At 65.1% G+C, this 18,705-nt stretch carries 22 protein-coding genes and 2 pseudogenes; 7 read left to right on the top strand and 17 right to left on the bottom strand.

Annotation, left to right across the window (positions count from 1 at the left end; genetic code table 11):
* Positions 1-106: 106 nt before the first annotated feature.
* Positions 107-724, top strand: a complete 618-nt coding sequence (locus CN538_RS12425) for a YrbL family protein (RefSeq protein WP_164999594.1) — start codon at positions 107-109, stop codon at positions 722-724.
* A 30-nt stretch (positions 725-754) separates the two neighbouring features.
* Positions 755-1,192 (top strand): GNAT family N-acetyltransferase, encoded by a 438-nt coding sequence (locus CN538_RS12430; protein ID WP_106420638.1) that lies wholly within the window; start codon positions 755-757, stop codon positions 1,190-1,192.
* A 117-nt stretch (positions 1,193-1,309) separates the two neighbouring features.
* Here the strand turns inward: CN538_RS12430 and trhO are convergent, their stop codons facing one another.
* The 8 genes and pseudogenes from trhO to CN538_RS25275 all read right to left on the bottom strand — a co-directional run bounded on the left by trhO (position 1,310) and on the right by CN538_RS25275 (position 5,284).
* Entirely contained in the window at positions 1,310-2,251 is a 942-nt protein-coding gene (gene trhO, locus CN538_RS12435; RefSeq protein WP_106419630.1) for an oxygen-dependent tRNA uridine(34) hydroxylase TrhO, read from the bottom strand.
* A gap of 136 nt (positions 2,252-2,387) precedes the next feature.
* Positions 2,388-2,750 (bottom strand): cupin domain-containing protein, encoded by a 363-nt coding sequence (locus CN538_RS12440; RefSeq protein ID WP_106419631.1) that lies wholly within the window; start codon positions 2,748-2,750, stop codon positions 2,388-2,390.
* A 104-nt stretch (positions 2,751-2,854) separates the two neighbouring features.
* On the bottom strand, positions 2,855-3,499 hold the full coding sequence (locus CN538_RS12445) for an FMN-binding negative transcriptional regulator (RefSeq protein ID WP_106419632.1): 645 nt from the start codon (positions 3,497-3,499) through the stop codon (positions 2,855-2,857).
* Positions 3,424-4,266, bottom strand: coding sequence for a GNAT family N-acetyltransferase (locus CN538_RS12450; protein ID WP_106419633.1), 843 nt, complete (start codon positions 4,264-4,266; stop codon positions 3,424-3,426). The genes CN538_RS12445 and CN538_RS12450 overlap by 76 nt, the downstream gene beginning before the upstream one ends.
* A gap of 14 nt (positions 4,267-4,280) precedes the next feature.
* A complete protein-coding gene (locus CN538_RS12455; protein ID WP_106419634.1) occupies positions 4,281-4,748 on the bottom strand; it encodes a rhodanese-like domain-containing protein in 468 nt (155 codons plus the stop codon).
* Between the two features lie 65 nt (positions 4,749-4,813).
* Complete coding sequence (locus CN538_RS25265) at positions 4,814-4,951, bottom strand: hypothetical protein (protein ID WP_340638103.1); 138 nt, start codon at positions 4,949-4,951, stop codon at positions 4,814-4,816.
* A gap of 31 nt (positions 4,952-4,982) precedes the next feature.
* Positions 4,983-5,069: pseudogene (locus CN538_RS25270) on the bottom strand (hypothetical protein); the annotation flags it as partial.
* On the bottom strand, positions 5,042-5,284 hold the full coding sequence (locus tag CN538_RS25275) for a hypothetical protein (protein ID WP_340638104.1): 243 nt from the start codon (positions 5,282-5,284) through the stop codon (positions 5,042-5,044). The pseudogene CN538_RS25270 and the gene CN538_RS25275, both read right to left, overlap by 28 nt.
* Positions 5,285-5,372: 88 nt before the next feature.
* On the opposite strand from CN538_RS25275, the pseudogene pdxR reads away from it, so the two are divergent.
* Positions 5,373-6,904, top strand: a pseudogene (gene pdxR, locus CN538_RS25280) (MocR-like pyridoxine biosynthesis transcription factor PdxR).
* 7 nt (positions 6,905-6,911) lie between these two features.
* Here the strand turns inward: pdxR and CN538_RS12470 are convergent.
* Both CN538_RS12470 and CN538_RS12475 read right to left on the bottom strand, forming a co-directional pair.
* On the bottom strand, positions 6,912-8,261 hold the full coding sequence (locus CN538_RS12470) for a mechanosensitive ion channel family protein (RefSeq protein WP_106419635.1): 1,350 nt from the start codon (positions 8,259-8,261) through the stop codon (positions 6,912-6,914).
* 147 nt (positions 8,262-8,408) lie between these two features.
* Complete coding sequence (locus CN538_RS12475; protein WP_106419636.1) at positions 8,409-8,912, bottom strand: YchJ family protein; 504 nt, start codon at positions 8,910-8,912, stop codon at positions 8,409-8,411.
* A 261-nt stretch (positions 8,913-9,173) separates the two neighbouring features.
* On the opposite strand from CN538_RS12475, the gene CN538_RS12480 reads away from it, so the two are divergent.
* Together CN538_RS12480 and CN538_RS12485 are read left to right on the top strand one after the other, a co-directional pair.
* Positions 9,174-9,887 (top strand): DUF3581 family protein, encoded by a 714-nt coding sequence (locus tag CN538_RS12480; RefSeq protein WP_035474140.1) that lies wholly within the window; start codon positions 9,174-9,176, stop codon positions 9,885-9,887.
* A gap of 110 nt (positions 9,888-9,997) precedes the next feature.
* Entirely contained in the window at positions 9,998-10,876 is an 879-nt protein-coding gene (locus CN538_RS12485) for an ion transporter (RefSeq protein WP_106419637.1), read from the top strand.
* A 243-nt stretch (positions 10,877-11,119) separates the two neighbouring features.
* Here CN538_RS12485 and CN538_RS12490 read toward each other — a convergent pair whose 3' ends face one another.
* Positions 11,120-12,151, bottom strand: a complete 1,032-nt coding sequence (locus CN538_RS12490; RefSeq protein ID WP_106419638.1) for a histone deacetylase family protein — start codon at positions 12,149-12,151, stop codon at positions 11,120-11,122.
* Between the two features lie 270 nt (positions 12,152-12,421).
* Here CN538_RS12490 and CN538_RS12495 point away from each other — a divergent pair, with 270 nt between their 5' ends.
* Together CN538_RS12495 and CN538_RS12500 are read left to right on the top strand one after the other, a co-directional pair.
* A complete protein-coding gene (locus CN538_RS12495; RefSeq protein WP_106420639.1) occupies positions 12,422-12,763 on the top strand; it encodes a zinc ribbon domain-containing protein YjdM in 342 nt (113 codons plus the stop codon).
* Between the two features lie 124 nt (positions 12,764-12,887).
* Positions 12,888-13,379 (top strand): GNAT family N-acetyltransferase, encoded by a 492-nt coding sequence (locus CN538_RS12500; protein ID WP_106419639.1) that lies wholly within the window; start codon positions 12,888-12,890, stop codon positions 13,377-13,379.
* Positions 13,380-13,446: 67 nt separating this feature from the next.
* Here CN538_RS12500 and CN538_RS12505 read toward each other — a convergent pair whose 3' ends face one another.
* The 6 genes from CN538_RS12505 to CN538_RS21175 form a co-directional block, all read right to left on the bottom strand.
* A complete protein-coding gene (locus tag CN538_RS12505) occupies positions 13,447-14,235 on the bottom strand; it encodes an ATP-binding cassette domain-containing protein (protein WP_106420640.1) in 789 nt (262 codons plus the stop codon).
* Positions 14,232-15,164 (bottom strand): ABC transporter permease, encoded by a 933-nt coding sequence (locus tag CN538_RS12510; protein WP_242495791.1) that lies wholly within the window; start codon positions 15,162-15,164, stop codon positions 14,232-14,234. The genes CN538_RS12505 and CN538_RS12510 overlap by 4 nt, the downstream gene beginning before the upstream one ends.
* Positions 15,165-15,540: 376 nt before the next feature.
* Positions 15,541-16,563, bottom strand: coding sequence for a sugar ABC transporter substrate-binding protein (locus tag CN538_RS12515; RefSeq protein WP_106419641.1), 1,023 nt, complete (start codon positions 16,561-16,563; stop codon positions 15,541-15,543).
* Positions 16,564-16,801: 238 nt separating this feature from the next.
* Positions 16,802-17,254, bottom strand: a complete 453-nt coding sequence (cynS, locus tag CN538_RS12520; RefSeq protein WP_106419642.1) for a cyanase — start codon at positions 17,252-17,254, stop codon at positions 16,802-16,804.
* Positions 17,255-17,309: 55 nt separating this feature from the next.
* Positions 17,310-18,122 (bottom strand): formate/nitrite transporter family protein, encoded by an 813-nt coding sequence (locus CN538_RS12525; RefSeq protein WP_106419643.1) that lies wholly within the window; start codon positions 18,120-18,122, stop codon positions 17,310-17,312.
* A 116-nt stretch (positions 18,123-18,238) separates the two neighbouring features.
* Positions 18,239-18,688, bottom strand: coding sequence for a nitrite reductase small subunit NirD (locus CN538_RS21175; RefSeq protein WP_207233751.1), 450 nt, complete (start codon positions 18,686-18,688; stop codon positions 18,239-18,241).
* Between the last annotated feature and the right edge of the window lie 17 nt (positions 18,689-18,705).

Below are 18,705 nucleotides of genomic sequence, written 5' to 3' on the forward strand. Positions count from 1 at the left end.
TAGCAGGCTAATTTTTTTGCCAACCCTTGAGGAAAACAGTGTTTGATTAAGATATGATTAAACTCTGATGATTCCTGTTACTGCCCTGCGTCCTGGAGTGACCCTCATGGTTTCTCTCTCTCTCAGCTCCGAACTCGCCCATGGCAACGACCGGGCGGTCTATCGGCATCCCGCCGAGGCCGGGCGCTGCATCAAGGTGCCGCGCTTCCCCGATCGCGGCAGCCAGCAGAACGAGCGCGAGAAGAGCTACTTCGAGGGGCTCAAGCGGCGCGGCGTCCGCGACTGGCGCTACGTGCCGGAGTACTTCGGCACGGTCACCACCGATCTCGGCGAGGGGCTTGTCTTCGGCCTGGTCACCGATGCCGATGGCTCGCTGTCGCTCAATATCCGCCAGTTCCAGCAGCATGGCGACGCCGACTGGCTCACCACCCAGGCCTTCGTCGACGAGCTCGAACGGCTCTACCACTACCTGCGTGACAACTGGATCGTACCCTCGGACATCAACGACCGTAACGTGGTGTGCCAGCGGCGTGCCGACGGCAGCATCCGGCTGTGGCTGATCGACGGTGTCTCCAACCCTGACTTCATGCCGCTGGCCAATATCTGGCCGTGGTTCGCGCGACAGAAGGTGGACCGCCGCATTCAGCGCTTCTATCGCCGTCTGCATGAGTACGGCTTCATTTCCCGGGGGCAGCGGGACGCGCTGTTGGCGAGCCTATCCTAGGCTTTGTTCGAGTCTGTAGGCATGTTGACGATGCATTTGAGAACCGCGACTGTCGCTGATTATCCGCGCCTTATCGAGGTGTGGGAGGCATCGGTACGAGCAACCCATGACTTCCTGGCCGAGCAAGACCTGCAGGTGCTGAAACCATTGATCTTGAATCAGTATTTCGATGCGGTGTGCCTGACGCTAGCTTGCAGTGAGCAAGGTGATATCGCCGGCTTTTCGGGCGTGGCTGACGCCAATATCGAGATGTTGTTCATCGCGCCCGACTGTCGGGGGCAAGGCATCGGGACGCGGTTACTGAGGCATGCGATCGAGAAGCAGGGCGCGACGAGCGTCGATGTCAATGAGCAGAACCACGCGGCGCTGAGCTTTTATCGAGCGCGAGGCTTCGGCATAGGCAGCCGCTCACCGTTGGATGGTCAGGGTAAGCCCTATCCGCTACTGCATCTGCAGTTGAACGCCTGATTCAGCGCCCGGGGAATCTCAGCCAAAGTAGCCTGCAGGCTCGACGATACGACATCGGCTACCCGATAAAGCGCCCTCCGCTTGGAGGGCGTTTTGCGTTTCGCTGTTCGGCGCGGCTCAGCTCGGCTGGCGCGGATCGCGGCCGATGGGGTGCGGCTCGTTGCGTGCCTTGGCCAGCTCGATCTGGCGCTGACGCTCGCGCGCGCCGGCACGGGTCTTCTCGGGCAGCGAATCCCAGCAGTTTGGGCAGCTGATCCCCGGGACGTAGTGTTCGGATTCCTGATCCTCGGCGGAGATCGGCATGCGGCAGGCGTGGCACTGGGCGTACTCGCCCTCGCTCAGGTCGTGGCGCACCGTGACCCGGTTGTCGAACACGAAGCAGTCGCCGCGCCAGCGCGTCTGCGCTTCCGGCACCTTCTCCAGATAGTTGAGAATCCCGCCCTTGAGGTGGAACACCTCCTCGAAGCCTTCGCCCAGCATGAAGCTCGACGCCTTCTCGCAGCGGATGCCGCCGGTGCAGAACATCGCGACCTTCTTGTGCCGGCTGGGATCGTAGTGCTGACGCACATAGTCGGGAAACTCACGAAACGACTTGGTCTGCGGGTCCACCGCGCCCTCGAAGCTGCCGATCGCCACCTCGTAGTCGTTACGGGTATCGATCACCAGCACCTCGGGGTCGTCGATCAGATCGTTCCAGGCTTCCGGTTCGACATAGGTGCCGACACGTGCGTTGGGATCGACGCCATCCACGCCCAGGGTGACGATCTCGCGCTTGAGCTTGACCTTGGTGCGGTAGAAGGGCTGCTCGTCGCAGTAGGACTCTTTGTGCTCGAGCGCCGCCAGGCGCGGGTCGCGCTTGAGCCAGGCGAGCAGCGCATCGATCCCGGCACGGCTGCCGGAGACGGTGCCGTTGATGCCTTCGGCGGCGAGCAGCAGGGTGCCCTTGACGTCGAGACGCTGCATTTCTTCGAGCAGCGGTTCGCGCAGGGCTTCGAAGTCGTCGAGCGCGACGAAGCGATACAACGCCGCGACCACGATCGGTCGATCGGTAGAGGACATGCGATAACTCCTGGTAGTCGCCCACGTAAAGGGCGGACCGGGTCGTGAAGGGGTGGCGCGGATGGCAGGCCAGCGCGACACCGGAATGAACGCCGCGCATTTTACGCCGCTGATCGGCGAGGTCCAGCGGTGCGGCTCACTCGGGGCCGAAGAACAGCACCCAGGTCGAGAAGTCGGCGGAGAAGGTATCGAAGCGATGCGCCATGCCCTTGGGCACGAAGAGCACGTCGCCGACGCTCGCTGCCAGCCGCTCGCCGTCACGGTTCAGCACGGCGCTGCCACTGGCGATCAGATAGAGCTCGTCACGCGCATGGGGTGTCTGGGTGTCGATGTCGCGGGGAGAGAACAGTTCCAGGACCCGGTACTGCCTGAGAAGTACTGCGCTCGCCCATGAGGCGTTAAAAATCGGCTCAAAATGCTCATTTACAACCCGTAAACTCCGCGTTCTCGCCGATTTTTGCCTTGCCTGGCCTTCGCTCGTCGACTTCTCAGACAGCACCTAGCCCGTGGCGGGCGAAGACCTCCACGAACGGGCGCTCCGCCGCGGCCAGCCGGGCGGCGATCTCGGCCCAGGGTAGGTGGGGCGGTTGCTTCGGACTCCGATCAGTGGCGTTCATCGCTCTCCTCCATGCCACTCAGGCAGCGTGCCGTGGCCTCGTCGAGGCCACGCTCTTCGATCAGGCCGCGCTGGATCGCCGCGCGCTCGGCATCGGGTTTGTGTTGGCTCGCCTTGCGCTGGCCTTCGAGCCGCTCGATGCGCAGCTCGATCCCGACGATGCCGCGACACATGCCGTCGATATAGGCCGCCGGCGCATCGTCGATCGACCAGGGGTGGGCGCGATCTCTTTCAAAGTGGTTGGTCAAGGCGGCCACGGTGTTGCGCAGCCAGCTCGCGTCGTCGATCAGGCGTAGCGTGCCGTGGGCGTGGACGACCTGATAGTTCCAGGTCGGCACCACGCGGCCGTGCTCTTGCTTGGCCGGATACCAGCTCGGTGTGATGTAGGCCTGGGGGCCGTGGAAGATCGCCAGCGCTGGGCGGGTCGTGGCGCCGGCGACCAGCGGGTTGGCTCGTGCGACGTGGCCGCGCAGCACGCCTAGAGGCGCGCCCTCGCGCTCGGGCTCCCGCAGCATCGGCAGATGGTCGGCCAGCCAGCCATCGGCATCCTGGGTGATCAGGGTGGCGAAGGGGCGTGCGCCATGGCCTGCGCCAGGGCGTCGCCGTCTTCGACCGAAAGGGGGCAGGGCGATGCATGCTCAGCAGCCCCCGCGGGTGTGTCAGGCAGCGGGCGGTGGGTCGCCAGTGGCTGACACTGGGCCCCCGCGGCGGTGAAGTTGTCCGGGTCGAGCCACTGCCGGTGCGCGGCGTGAAGCGCGGGCCACTCATGATCGACCACCGAGAACCAGGCGGTATCGCGGTTACGCCCCTGAACCACTCGGTGCTGGCGGAAGATCCCCTCGAAGCGAAAGCCGAGCCGCTCGGCTGCCCGGCGCGAGGGGGCATTGAGGGCGTCGCACTTCCACTCGAGGCGCCGATAGCCCAGGGCGAAGGCGTGCGCCATCAGCAGCATCAGCGCTTCGCTGGAGAGCTGGCTGCGTGCCATGCGCGGCGAGAAGTTGAGATGGCCGATCTCGATCCGGCCGTCGTCGGGCACGATGTTGAGATAGGTGGCCATGCCCACGGCCTGGCCATCCTGGGGATCGATGATCGCGTAGCACCAGGGGTCTTGGCCCGCACTCATCGTCCGCAGCCAGCCCTGACAGCCGGTCTCGTCGGCGAACGGGCGGCCGCCGAGGTAGGTCCAGCGCGCCTCGCCCTCGCGATCATCGGTGAGGGCCGGGTCGGGATGGCACCACGCCTGCCACAGCGACGCCGCGTGCTGCTGCGCGTCGAGCGGTGCGAGCCGGCAGTAGCGGCCCGTCAGCACGCTGTGGTCGGGGCGGCGCGCAGGTTGCCAGGCGGCCACCGGCAGACCGATCGGCTGGCAGTGGCGGTTTTCGGTGCAGGAGGGCGACATCGTGGGGTTTCTCCTCAGCAGCCGCAGGCAGCGAGCTGGGCGTCGGCCAGGGAACCGGGTTCGGGGCCGCTGGCGAGGGGGTGCCCGTCGCGCTGCCAGAAGTCCAGGCCGCCCAGCAGCTCCTTGACCGTGAAGCCCGCCGTGGCCAGCTTGAGTGTGCCCCAGGTCGAGCCGTTACAGCCGATGCCATCGCAGTAGCAGACGTAGACTCGATCCCGCGCCAGTGCCGCCAGGGTGGTGGGGTTCATCTCGACGTGCGGCAGGCTGATGGCCCCGGGGATGTGCCCGGCCAGGTAGTGCGACCGCGAGCGGGTATCGATCACCACCAGCGTCTCGATGGCGTTGGCGAGATCCTGGGCCAGATCCCAGGCATCGGTGTGCAGGCCGAGCTTGTCGCGCATGGCCGCAGCGGAGACCGCGGGCTCCGGGGGAGGGACTTCCAGCACCCGGGAGGTCGCTGGGGGCGTCGTGATGTCGTTCATGGCCGTGTCTCTCCGTCGGCAGGGTATCCGGTGTTCAGCGACAGTCCGTATTCAACAGCCCGTATTCAATGGTCCGTATTCAACAAATAAGTGAAGAACGCCTCGTCGCGCTGCCAGCCAAGGTCGTGGTAGCGCGACTGCGCGGTGTGGTTCTCGACCTGGGTCCGCAGCATCAGTTGGGTCACGCCCATGGTCACGGGCAAGCTGGCGTGACGCTCGCAGCAGATCGCTGCCCATCCCCTGGCCGCGCGCCTCGGGGTCGACGAACAGATCGTTGAGTATCCAGCGGATCGTCAGGTAGTGGTCGAGGGCACCGGGAATAGCTGCACGAAGCCGCGGGCGCGGCCATGGGTATCGCGCGCCAGCAGCAGATGGGCGTCGCCGTTGGCGAAGCGCTGGGTGAGAAAGGCGCGGGCGCCCTCCAGGTCACCGGGCTGGCGGTAGAAGCGTCGGTAGGCATCGACCAGGGGCGTCAGCTCAGGGATCTCAGCGGCGGTGGCGAGGTCGATCGAGGTCGAGAAGGCAAAGGTTGGCATGTTGCGGCTCCGGGCAGTGACTTGAACGGAGTGTGGCGGCATAGTGGTTCCTTGGTAAGAGCCAGTTAGGCCAAGAGTGAGGGAACCAATGTCCGCATCCCAGGCGCATCAGCTGTGGATCATCGAAGCGCTCGGCTTGAAGCTCGCCGCTTCGGCGTCTCATACCGATTCATCCCGCGCTTCCACCCACGCTCTCCCCAACGCTTCCCTCACGCTGGGGCAGCGGCTTTATGTGGCGCTGCGCGAGTCGATCCAGGACGGCGCGCTGGCGCCGGGTAGCCAGTTACCGGCATCCCGGCGGCTGGCGGCGGCGTTGGGGGTCGGGCGCAATACGGTGCTGGGGGCAGTGGATCGACTCGTGGCCGAGGGTTTTCTCCAGGCGCAACCGGGCTCGGGAGTGTTCGTCGCCGAGTGGCAGTCACCGCCGCCGCTACCCCCTTGCCGCGAGGTCGAGGCGCCGCCGCCACTCTCCGCCCGCGGCACCCGCATTCTCGATTTCGAACGCACCCTGAGCGGCCGCCATAGCGCTTTCGCGCCTGGTGTCCCGGCGCTGGACCGTTTCCCGCGGGAGCGCTGGCAGCGGCTGCTGCGGCGGCACCAGCAGCGTGCGCCGACGGCGTGGTTCGACTATCAGAGCCAGGGCGGGGTGAGTGCGCTACGTGAGGCGCTGTGCGACTACCTGCGGCTATCGCGCTCGGTGCGTTGCCACCCCGGGCAGATCCTGATCACCCAGGGCGCCCAGCAGGGCTTCGAGCTGGTGGCCAGGCTGCTGGCGGATGTCGGCGATACGCTATGGATGGAGGAGCCCGGCTATGGTGGTGCACAATCCTGCTTCATCTCGGCCGGGCTCGCGCTCGAACCGGTGCCGGTCGACGCCGAGGGGATGAACGTGGCGGCGCTGGCGCCTGACACCCCCGCGCCGCGGCTGATCTATGTCACGCCGTCGCACCAGTACCCGTGTGGGGTGACGCTGCCGCTGGCCCGGCGCATGGCGCTGCTGGCACTGGCCCGGCGCCACCGGGCCTGGATCATCGAAGACGACTATGACAGTAGTTCCGCTACGCCAGTGCGCCGATCGCTTCGCTGCAGGGGCTGATCGAGGAGGCTCCGGTGATCTATGTGGGCACCTTCAGCAAGGTGCTCTATCCGGGGCTGCGGCTGGGCTATCTGGTACTGCCGGAGGCGCTGGTCGAGCCGTTCCGGCGTGCCAATGCGCGGCTGCACCGGGAAGGGCAGTATCTGGTTCAGGCGGCGCTGGCCGACTTTATCCACGAGGGGCACTTCGCGCGCCATGTGGCGCAGATGCGCGAATGCTACCGCAAGCGCCAGGCCGCGCTGCGCGAAGCGTTGGCGCCGGCGGTGGCGCGCGGGCTGATGCTGTCGGCGGGGCAGGCGGGCATGCATCTGGTGGCGCGGCTCGACACCCTCGCCGAGGAGCGCACGCTGGTCGAGCAGGCCGCGGCGGCAGACATTCTGCTCTCGCCGTTATCGCAATACTATCTGCGACCGCCCGTCGAGGCGGGGCTGGTACTCGGATACGCCGGGGCGACGCCGGCCGAGATCGCGCGGGCGGGCGGGTGGTTGGCGCAGCGCTGGCTGGCCCTGCGCGGGGAAGCCTGACGCTGGTTCAGGCGTCGGCGTCGCCGGAGCCGGCGTCATCCTCGCTCGGGCCCGGGCGGGCACGGGGGCGTCGAGCGCGGGTGTCGCGGTGTTTCTCGTTGTGATGTGTCGCATTGCGATGCGTCTCGTCGCCCGGCGTTTCTTCTGCTTGCGTCTCGGCCGAGCGCTGCGTCGGGTCGCGACCTTGCGTGGACGACGCCGTCTCGGCCGTGTCGCCGTCGCGGCGTATGCCGACGCCCTCGGGTAGATAAAGCCGGGAGGCGGGCAGGGCCAACTCAGCGCCATGCTTCTCGATGATGTCACGCACCTTGAGCAGGATCTCCTGCTTGATCTCGTGGAAGCGCTGCCAGTCGGTCTCGCGGGTGAAGGCGTAGAGCATGATCTCCAGCGCGTACTGGCCGAAGGTGGTGAAGTTGACCGTGATCAGCTCGTTCTGGTCGATTTCGTCGTGGTGCTTGAGCAGCTGGCGGATATCGCCGGTGATCGCCTCGATGGCCCCGGCATCCTGATAGCGCAGACCCACGGTCTCCCACAGCCGACGATTGACCATGCGCGTGGGGGTCTCCACCGAGATCTGGCTGAACCAGGCATTGGGTACGTAGAGCGGCGGACCGGCGAAGGTACGGATGGTGGTCAAGCGCCAACCGATATCCTCGACCATGCCTTCGATCTCGCGGTCGGGGGAGCGAATCCAGTCGCCGACCACGAACGGCTTGTCCAGATGGACCACCATGCCGCCGAAGAAGTTGGCCATGACGTCGCGCGCGGCGAAGCCGATCACCAGACCGCCGAAGCCGCCCATGGCAAGGATGCTCGACATCGACACACCGAGTATCTGCAGCCCGATCAGGATCAGGGTGACGATCAGCACCGCGCCGACGATCTTGGTCAGTGCCGATGCCGAGGTCTGATCCACCGGCCGCGCCCGGCAGTTGACCGGCGGAAACACCAGGCGCTGCTCGAGCCGCCGGATCAGGCGGATGCCGCTCCAGGCCAGTAGCAGCAGGGTGATCAGGGCGCCGCTCTTGAACAGGAAACCGGTGAGCGCGGTCACCCCGAGGTGCGCGCCGATCACGCCGGTGCCGATCATCAGCGCGCTGATCCAGATCCACCAGCGCAGCGGCAGGCGCAGGGCGTGCAGGAAAGGGTCGTCCCAGCGCCGCGGCGAGCGCACCAGGCGCTGCTCTAGCCGGCCGAGGACGAAGTAGAGCACCAGGTCGACGACCGCGGCGAGGAGTACGATGGCGATCGGCAGCAGGATCCACCCTGGCAGGCCGAGCCAGTCGCTCAGGCGCTGCTGCAGGTGGGCTAGAGCCTGTGTCGAGAGCGTCTGTGTCGCGTCGTCCAGAGTCTTCATCTGCCTGCGGTATCTGTCATCGTGTCTGCCGTTCGGAGCTCCCAGGGTGCGAGGAGGGAACGGCGGCGAGTATCGAGTAAGCAGCCTAGTCGCGCTCTGGCGTGCCTGCCAGCGTGCGCCTTTGCCAGGGCAGGGTCGCGTCTCGGCTCAGGGGTGACAGCAGCGCTTGGCTTTCTTGCCGCTGCCGCAGGGACAGGGGGCGTTGCGCTGGGGGCTGGCGCTGGCGGGTGTGGGGTCGATCTCGCCGTCCAGATAGCGCCAGCGCCCCTGGCGGCGGCGGAAGCGCGAGCGCTCGTGCAGCACGGCTTTCGCTTCCGTCGCGGCACCAGGCGCCGGATTCAGCGGACGGTAGTGCGCCTTGAACGTCACCGTACCCTGACTGCCGCGGACGCGGCTCTCGAGGATCTCCAGGCCCAGCCAGTCGCAGTCGCGCCGGTCGAGCAGCTCGGGTGTCAGCGCCGTGTCACGGGTATCCGGGTCCCAAGTGTGATACAGATAGTATCCCAGGTTGCCGAGTGCAAAGGCCGAATAACGTGAGCGCATCAGTGCCTCCGGCGTGGCTGGCGGGCGCTCATCGAGATGATGCGGCTGGCAGCAGTCGGCGTAGTTGTGGCCGCTGCCACAGGGGCAGGGCGGCGTGGTCTGGGGCATGGCGGTATCCTGGCGAGAGCGGTGGGCGAATCGGGAGGCTGTCGAGACGCGCCGCAGGTCTCCGGCAACCTCATCCGCTACGCCGTATGTGGCTACTGGAACGACACGATGTCGCGGCCGCGATGGGAATCTCGACGGACCCTGAGCTATTATTTGTCGCAAAACGTTAATGCGGCGCTGAACTTGTAGATGGCTTGTGGTAAAAAGCGCGTCTTGATCAATGCTCCGGAGCCAGTCACTCGACGTGTAGGTCGATTGCCCATGTTTCTCGACGAGTTTCATTCTACCGACGCCGGCCACTTTTGCATCTCTGCGGAGCAGGCCAGCCGGTTCGCCCGCGAAATCGCCGGCGATTACAATCCGATCCACGACCCCTGTGCGCGGCGCTTCTGTGTGCCCGGCGATCTGCTGTTCGCGCTGGTGCTGTCGCACTACGGACTGTCGCAGCGGATGACCTTCCACTTCTGCGGCATGGTCGGCGACCGCGTGCCGCTGCACTTCGTCGAGGATGGTGCCGGCACGGTGAGCGTCGAGGACGCCGCCGGCAAGCAGTACCTGCGCGTCGAGCGCGAAGGCTGGACGCTGCGCGACCCGGCCACGGTGGAGACGTTTACCCGGCGTTACGTGGCGTTTTCCGGGCGCAATTTCCCTCACTACCTGAAGCCGCTGCTCGAAGACAAGGGGGTCATGTTCAACCCCCAGCGCCCGCTGGTGATCTACGACAGCATGGGCTTCAGCCTCGAAGATCACGACCCCTGTGATCTTGATCTCGAATTCGCCGGCGCCGAGCTCGACGTCAAGGGCAAGCGCGGCGAGGCGCTGCTCGAGTTTCGCATGCGCTGCCAGGGGCGCGCAGTGGGTACCGGCTCCAAGAAGCTGGTGATCAGCGGATTGCAGGCCTACGATGCGGAGAAGATGGAGACCTTCGTCACCAACTTCACCCAGCTCAAGGCCGCCAACCCCTGCTCCGCCTGACGGGTGAGAGCGGCACGAGCGAGCCAGCACGGCTCCGGCGCGAGCTTCTCGGCGCCGGCTGACGTGCCCGCAACGCTGATACGCCCATCGTTATCGTCAGCGGGTGGCCCATGAAACAGCACGTCTCCCCCTTTCAGCTCTTCGTGCTGGCGATGTCGTTCTACGTGCTCGCGGCGCTGTTCGCGAGCGCTTTCCTGACCCTTCCGCCTGAGATCGAGCGGCTGATCGGCTACCTCGACTATGTCGTCTGCGCCGTCTTCTTCATCGATTTCTGCCAGCGTTTCTACCGCGCACCGAGCAAGTGGCGTTACATGCGCTGGGGCTGGCTCGATCTGCTCTCATGCATCCCCGCCGGCTGGTTCCAGGCCGCGCGCCTGGCGCGAGTGGTACAGGTGTTGCGCATTCTGCGCGCACTGCGCTCGATGGAAATGATCTGGCAACTGCTGTTTCGTAACCGCGCCGAGGGGGTGCTCGCCTCCGTCGCCACCGCGACCGTATTGCTGGTGGTGGTGAGCGCGGTGACGGTACTGCTGGTCGAGGCCCCCGATCCGCACAGCCCGATCAACACCGCCGAGGATGCGCTGTGGTGGGCGATCGTCACGGTGACCACCGTCGGCTATGGCGACTACTACCCGGTGACCACCCTGGGGCGTGTCGTTGCGGTGCTGCTGATGGTCTGTGGGGTAGGGCTGTTCGGGAGCTTCGCGGCTTATGTCAGCTCGCTGTTCGTCGAGGATCAGGGCGAGTCGGAGTCGCGCCAGCACAAGGCCAACCGGCGCATGATGCGCCACATGATCGAACAGGTCAGTGAGCTACAGGCGGAGATCGAAGCGCTGCGCGCCGAGATGCGCACGCATCGTCAGGAGCTGGAGTCGCATCATGTACCTTCCGACTCGGCCGAAGGGGCTGCCGAGCCGTCGCCTCGATCTCGGTCAGCGGATGACGCGCCGTCAGAGGAGGGTCCTGCTCAGGGATCGCCGCGGCGATGAACGCGATGTATGGGTGTTGTGTTGCGCGTGAAATATAAGGGTGCTAATCTATTCCACGTCGAATGAAGCATTGATTGCCAATTCCTCGATAGTCGTCGTGCTATTAGCAGTCGTTCGAGTCGCGTCTGAGACGCATCTCCTAGGTAACACCCCGCCTCGCCCGCGCATCCCCCCTCTTGCGCGGGCTTTTTTTGGTCTGAAGGGTGCCCGCCAGTCTTGAATGGAGCCCCTCGGGGCGGCGTATCAGCCGGCGTCGAAGCCGCTGAGCACATTGACCACATTGACCCCGATCTCCTCCACCGCATAACCACCTTCGAGCAGGAACACCGTAGGCAGGCCAGCGCGCTTGAGCAGGCCGCCGTAGTCGCTGAAGTCGTCGCTTTCGAGGGTAAACGAGCTGATCGGGTCCTGGGCGAAGGTATCGACCCCCAGAGAGACGATCAGCAGCTCGGCGCCGAACGCTTGAATGCGCGCCAGGGCGTCTTCCAGCGCCTGCCGCCAGCGCGGGTAGCCGGTCCCCGGCGCCAGCGGGTAGTTGAGATTGAAGCCCTCCCCGCGACCGCTGCCGGTCTCGTCGGCATAGCCCAGGTAGTAGGGGAACTCAAGCGCCGGGTCGCCGTGGATCGAGGCGAACAGCACGTCGTCGCGGGTGTAGAAGATCTCCTGAGTGCCGTTGCCGTGATGGAAGTCGACATCGAGAATGGCGACCCGCGCGATACCTTGGTCGCGGGCGTGCTGGGCGGCGATTGCGGCATTGTTGAAGAAGCAGTAGCCACCGAACTGATCGCGGGCGGCGTGGTGGCCGGGTGGGCGGCACAGGCCGAAGGCGCCGCCGCCGTGGGTAAGTACCTGGTCGGTGGCGGCCAGCGCGATATCCTTGCTCGCCAGCGCGGCACGGAAGGTGCCGGCGCAGACCGAGGTTTCCGCCGCCAGGGCGTAGTAGCCGAGACGGCCTTCGAGATTGTCGGGAATACGGTCGCCGCGCAGGGTGCGCGCCGGCCAGATACTGGGGATCGGCTCGCCGCCGTGTCCTTCGGCCTGCCAGTTCTCCCACAGGTTCTCCAGGAAATCGACATAGGCGGCGTCATGGATCTCGAGCACACCCGCCAGCCCGCGACGTTCGGGCTCGCGCACATCCCCCAGGTCCGCGGCGCGAATCCGCGCGAGAATGATCTCCACGCGTTCGGGGCACTCGAAGGGCGTCACCAGCTGGCCGCCGTGGAGTTCGCTGCGGGGGTGGCGGAGCTGGGTATCGGCGGTATGGAAGGTCAGCATGGGGGCTCCTCTAAGCGGATAACGACGTGGCAGGCGCCAATATGGAATGCCGGTCTCGAGGGACCAGCGCGCCCAGCATAACCCGGGCAGGCCACGCCGTGCGGCTCGCTGACACCGATCCGGCCGCGCGACAAAGCGTCGCTGCCGGCCTGCGGCGCTGGGCAGGGGCATGAGCGGGGATTACAATCGCGCCTCCAACAGCAAGACCGTCCCTGCGCACGCCTACCTCGACAATGTCATGAGGGCGTCGCCATCGCCATGGATCTCGATATGAGTCAGTTGCCCCCCTGCCCGCAGTGCGCCTCGACCTACACTTACGCCGACATGAGCCTCTACGTCTGCCCCGAGTGCGGTCACGAATGGTCCGGCGAAGCCGAGGCGGAGAGCGCCGGCGATACCCCCGCGATCGTGGATGCCAATGGTACGCCGCTGGCCGATGGCGACAGCGTCACCGTGATCAAGGATCTCAAGGTCAAGGGCTCCTCGCTGGTGGTGAAAGTGGGGACCAAGGTCAAGAGTATTCGCCTGGTCGACGGCGACCACGACATAGACTGCAAGATCGATGGCATCGGTGCCATGAAGCTCAAGTCGGAATTCGTCAAGAAGGCGTGAGCCGAGGCCAGCTGCTGTGGCTGGCCGTGATAGGCTGGATACGAAAACTGCCTACGCTCGCTGACTTGTCGTACCAACCCTAGGGTTGGGGACGTCGCACGGCTCACGTCTTGAGGAATCTCCGATGCCCTCGTCACTGCCCGTACTGCGCCGCCTGCGCCCCGATTCTCCCCATCTCGAGACGCTGGCGCGCTGGACCTACGCCACCTGGGGCGCGCTCTATCCCGAAGAGAGCTGGCCGCAGTGGCGCGATCATCTGCGCCGGCAGTGCGGTGAGCAGGGCGTGCCCTCGGTATTCGTCGCGCTCACCGATGTGTCGGGGCGTGAGATTCCGGTGGGTACGGCCAGTCTCACCGAGAGCGATCTGGATTCGCGTCCCGAGCTGACGCCGTGGCTGGCATCGGTATTCGTGCTGCCGGCGTGGCGCGGGCGTGGGATCGCCTCGGCGCTGGTCGAGCGCGTGGCCGAGGAGGCGCGCATGGCCGGCTGCCCCGGCTGCTATCTGTATACCCCCGACCAGCAGGCGCTTTATGCTCGCCTGGGCTGGCAGATGCAGGAAGAACTCGACTACCGCGGCGAGCGGGTCACCCTGATGTGGCGTGGGTATGGGGCATGAGCGTGGCGCGTGACGGTCGGCTCGATTGGCCGCCGCCATCGCGCTGCCTGATCGGATCGACACCCTCTCAGGCCGCCAGCCCCGCTTCCGGCGGCGCCTTGGCGCCGGTCATGATGGCCACGGCGTCCGAGGGTGAGATCGTCTTGGGGTCGACCACTGCGATACGTCGGCCGAGCCGGTGGATATGGATCCGGTCGGCCACGTCGAAGACATGCGGCATGTTGTGGGAAATCAGCACGATCGGTAGACCCCGACCTTTGACCTCGCGGATCAGATCCAGCACCCGGTTCGACTCCTTGACGCCGAGCGCCGCGGTGGGCTCGTCCATGATGATCACCTTGGCCGCAAACGCTGCGGCGCGTGCGACCGCCACGCCCTGACGCTGTCCGCCGGATAGTGTCTCCACTGCCTGGCCGATGTTTTGAATGGTCAGTAGACCCAGCTCCGAGAGTTTCTCGCGGGCGAATGTTTCCATCGCCTGGCGATCGAGCATGCGCAGCACTTTGCCGAGCATGCCCTTGCGGCGGAGTTCTCGGCCCAGAAACAGGTTGTCGGCGATCGACAGCGCTGGCGACAGGGCCAGCGTCTGGTAGACGGTCTCGATACCGGCGTCGCGAGCCTGTATCGGCGAGGCGAACTGCACCGGCTGGCCATCGAGCCGGATATCGCCCGAATCGGGGACGACCGTGCCCGAGAGCGTCTTGATCAGCGTCGATTTGCCAGCGCCGTTATCGCCGATGACGGCGAGGACTTCGCCGGGATAGAGATCGAAATCGCTGTGGTCCAGCGCGGTGACCCGGCCGTAGTGTTTGGTCAGGCCGCGGGCGGCGAGGATGGGTTGGATCGTCGTGGTCATGCCGAAGCCCTCCGAATCCATTGGTCGGTCGCGACCGCGATGATGATGAGCGCACCGACGGTCAGTTGTGTCCACTGCGGGTCAGTACCGAGCAGTCGCAGTCCCAGGGAGAACACGCCGACGATCAGCGCCCCGAACAGGGTGCCTAGAATCGACCCTCGCCCGCCGAACAGCGAAGTGCCACCGATCACCACGGCGGTGATGGCGTTGATGTTTTCCAGTTGTCCTGCCTGCGGCGACACCGAGCCGATACGCCCGATCAAGGCCCAACCCGCCAGGGCGCAGATCAGCCCGGTGACGACATACACCGATACCAGCACCCGCCCGGTGCGAATGCCCGCCAGCATGGCCGCTTGCTTGTCGTCGCCGACGGCGTAGACATGCCGTCCCCAGGCGGTCTTGTTGAGCGCGTACCACAGCAATGCGGATATCACGAGCATTAGAATCACGCCGCCGTAGGTGAAGACGGCATGACCGATATGAAAGGCGTTGCCGAAGACATGCAGAATGGGCGCGGTCTGGTCGATCTCCTGGCTGCGGACCGTCTCGTTGCCCGAATAGATGAAGGTGATCGCGCCGAAGATCGACCATGTCCCCAGCGTGACGATAAAGGGGGGCAGCTTCACTCGAGAGACCAGCAACCCGTTGATCAGACCGCAAAGCCCGCCGGCCGCGAGCCCGGCGATCACGGCCAGGAAGCCCGGTACGCCGTAATGGATGGCGAACTGGCCCATCACCACTGAGCTCAGCACCATGATCGCCCCCACCGACAGGTCGATGCCGGCGGTGAGAATGATCAGCGTCTGGCCGGCGCTGACGATACCGGTGATCGCTACCTGCTGAAGGATCAGGGTCAGGGTGAACGCTGAATAGAACTTAGGGCCGATGGCCGCGGCGAACACCACGGCCGAGACAGCCACCACGATCATCGGCACCGCCGCCGGGTTGGCGTGCAGAAAGTGCTGAAGACGCTGGGCTGGCGTATGCCGATTCGCATCGGGGGAGGCTATCGCGCCAGCGGCGTCTGACGCTGCCGTCTTCTCCGGGTCGGATACTCTGCTCATATAGCCGCTCCTTGCGACTGGACGCTGACTCGCGCGCCTCTTCATTAAAATCGATACGTGTCGTGTCGAAAATTGCAGAAACGGGTTGCCGTCACGGTTACGCGCTGACCCGATGGTGGCTTGGCGCTATTGGACTTCTGATTGATGACGATCCATGGGATGGCAATCCATGACGCGCCGGCATGGTGCTCGTCACTGCCGGCGCGCATGGCCATGAGAAACCGTCACTCGTGGCTTGGCGCTAGCCCCAGCAGTGCTTCAGACCTTCCTCGGTACTGATGGACTCGACGCCCTCGACGGGTTGGTCGGTGACCAGATTGACCCCGGTATTGGTGAAATCCAGACCCGGGCTGTTCTGAGGCTTCTCGCCGGTTTCCACGTAGGTCTTGACCGCCTCGATACCTTTCGACGCCATCAGTAGCGGGTACTGCTGCGACGTGGCGCCGATGATGCCTTCCTGAACGTTCTTCACGCCCGGGCAGCCGCCATCGATGGAGACGATAGTGGCCTGATCCTGCAATCCCACCGCCTTGAGGGCCTGATAGGCGCCGGCCGCTGCGGGTTCGTTGATGGTGTAGACCAGGTTGGTACTCGGATCCTTCTGTAACAGGTTTTCCATTGCCGTGCGTCCGCGATCTTCGGCACCGTAGCTCAGGTCGTGGCCGACGATGCGCGGATCGTCCTCGTCACCCCAGCGGTTGGGGTCCTTGATATCGATGCCGAAGCCCTGCATGAAACCCTGATCGCGCTGTACGCCCACGGATGGCTGACTGACCGCCAGATCCAGGAACGCGATATGAGCTTGCTTATCGCCCATGTGCTGCTTGGCCCACTCGCCGATCAGCTTGCCGGCTTCGAAGTTGTCGGTGGCAAAGGTCGCATCGGCGGCGCTGGCCGGCTGCAGCTTGGTATCGAGGGCGACGATCATCAGACCGGCCTGACGCGCTCTCTGGATGGCGGGCAGGATCGCCTTGGTGTCCGACGGGGTGATCAATATGCCGTCGACACCATCGGCGATGCAGGTCTCGATGGCGTCGACCTGGCCCTGGTTGTCACCGTCGTACTTGCCGGCGTACGTCTTCAGAGTGACGCCCAGTTCGGCCGCCTTCTGTTCGGCGCCTTTCTTCATGGTCACGAAATAAGGGTTGGTATCGGTCTTGGTGATCAGACACGCGCTGACATCCTTGGCAAAGGCGGGCGAAGCGAGTAGTGCGGCACCCATCGCGCCACAGCACGCCAAAGATTGGATCCAGATTTTTTTCATCGAAAACACCTGTGTCGCGATCGAGTGTGATTACGTTGTCATGGTGACTCGGTCCGGCTCGCTGGGCGGCCAGATACCTGACGGCACAGGTTCGATTTGGCTTTTAGTGTGATTTTTTGTAAATAATGCAAAGGTCTCGTAACAAATGGTATGAGAAATCTCCTACCCCCCCACTCGGTGCAGGATTGGTGGGTGCCGGCCTCCCCGGCGGCCTCCGCGGAGGCCGCCGGGCTTCGCCTCACCAGCTCTTGTAGGGCAGGAACTTGCCGTTCAAGGTCACGACCACGCGATCTCCCTTGGGATTTTCCTCTCGCTCCACTGCCATTTCGAAGTCGATGGCGCTCATGATGCCGTCGCCGAACTTCTCCTGGATGACGTCCTTCAGCGTCGGCCCGTAAACGCCGACGATCTCGTAGAGCCGGTAGATCAGCGGATCCTGGGGGATGGCCTGATCCCAGGTCTTGGTGGGGAAGGCTTCGAGCGCTGCTGTCACCTCTTCACCGAGCGCATCACTCAGACCCAGGGCCTGGGTGATCAGACGCGCGCTTTCCGCCGGGGCGCTGTTCATGCCGTAGCAGGCCGAGGCGACCCACACCGGGGAGTGGCCGCTGGCCGCGGCCAGGTCGTCCCAGCTCAGGCCCTTGCGCGCCTTGGCGGCCATCAGCGTGTGGTGCATTTCCAGCTTGTCCATGGGGTTGTCTCCTGGGGGGATGATTGCGCTGCCGCCGCCGGCGACAGCGGGGTGGTCAGATCAGGTCGCGCTTGGGTGCAGTGCGTACGTGGGTGGCGTAGAGGGTGAGGCCGGTGAAAGCGATGCCGCCGGCCAGATTGCCCAGTACCGTGGGGATCTCGTTCCAGATCATGTAGTCCATGACCGAGAAGCCGCCGCCCATGATCATCGCCGAGGGGAACAGGAACATGTTGACGATGGAGTGCTCGAAGCCCATGTAGAAGAACAGCATGATCGGCATCCACATCGCGATCACCTTGCCGCTCACCGAGGTGGAGATCATCGCGCCGACAACGCCCATCGAGACCATCCAGTTGCACAGCATGCCGCGGATGAAAATGGTGAACCAGCCGGCCAGGCCGTATTCGGCGTAGCCCAGGGTGCGTGCCTCACCGATACCGGCGATCTTCTCGCCCACCGCACCGGGGCCGATGGAAAAACCGTAGGTGAGGATGAAGGCCATCATCAGCGCCACCGTCAGCGCGCCGCCGAGATTGCCCAGGAAGACCCAACCCCAGTTGCGCAGCACGCGCTCGACGGTGACGCCCTGGCGCCGGTCCAGCAGTGCCAGCGGGGTGAGCATGAACACCCCGGTGAGCAGATCGAAGCCCATGAGATAGAGCATCACGAATCCCACCGGGAACAGGATCGCGCCCACCAGCGGCTGGCCGGTCTGCACGGTGATGGTGATCGCGAAGGCCGCAGCCAGGGCCAGGATGGCACCGGCCATGTAGGCGCGGATCACCGTGTCGCGGGTCGACATGAAGATCTTGGATTCGCCGGTGTCGACCATCTTGGTGACGAACTCGGCGGGAGTGAGATAGGACATGGGGCTTTCCTCGCTTGTCGTGATTTGTCGTTGTCGTTGTGACTTGATAGGGGAAGCATCGACTGCTGGATCCAACCATCGGTATCGAGCGTTCATCGAGGTATCGACGGCGTCGCTCAGGCTCGGGCATCCGCCTCGAGCAGCACGACCTCATCGCCGTGCAGGGCGACGGGCCAGGTCTGCAGGCGCCGTTCGGGGGCCTCCAGACAGACACCGTCGCGCAACCGGAAGTGCTGTTTGTAGAGCGGCGAAGCGACCACTCGCTCACCTTGCAGCTCTCCGATAATGCCGCGCCCGATCACGTTGGCCCCCGAGAAGGGGTCGCGGTTATCGACCGCGTAGAGGCGATCGCCGGTAGCGTCTTCGGGCTGCGTAGAACGATCCACTGCGTCTTCGGGCTGCCTGGAACGACCGTCGGCGGCGTCGGGCCGACCAGGTAAATAGAAAATCGCGATCTGATGGCCCGCGTGCCAGGCCACCACGCCCGAATGCGCCACCAGGTCGGCCCGCGTGCAGAGGCGCACGAGGTTGGGTGATGAGGTTAGCGGTGTGGCCGATGCCGCCAGGGTCGAGAGGCTATGAG

The sequence above is a fragment of the Salinicola tamaricis genome (assembly GCF_003006155.1).
GTDB classification, from domain to species: domain Bacteria; phylum Pseudomonadota; class Gammaproteobacteria; order Pseudomonadales; family Halomonadaceae; genus Salinicola; species Salinicola tamaricis.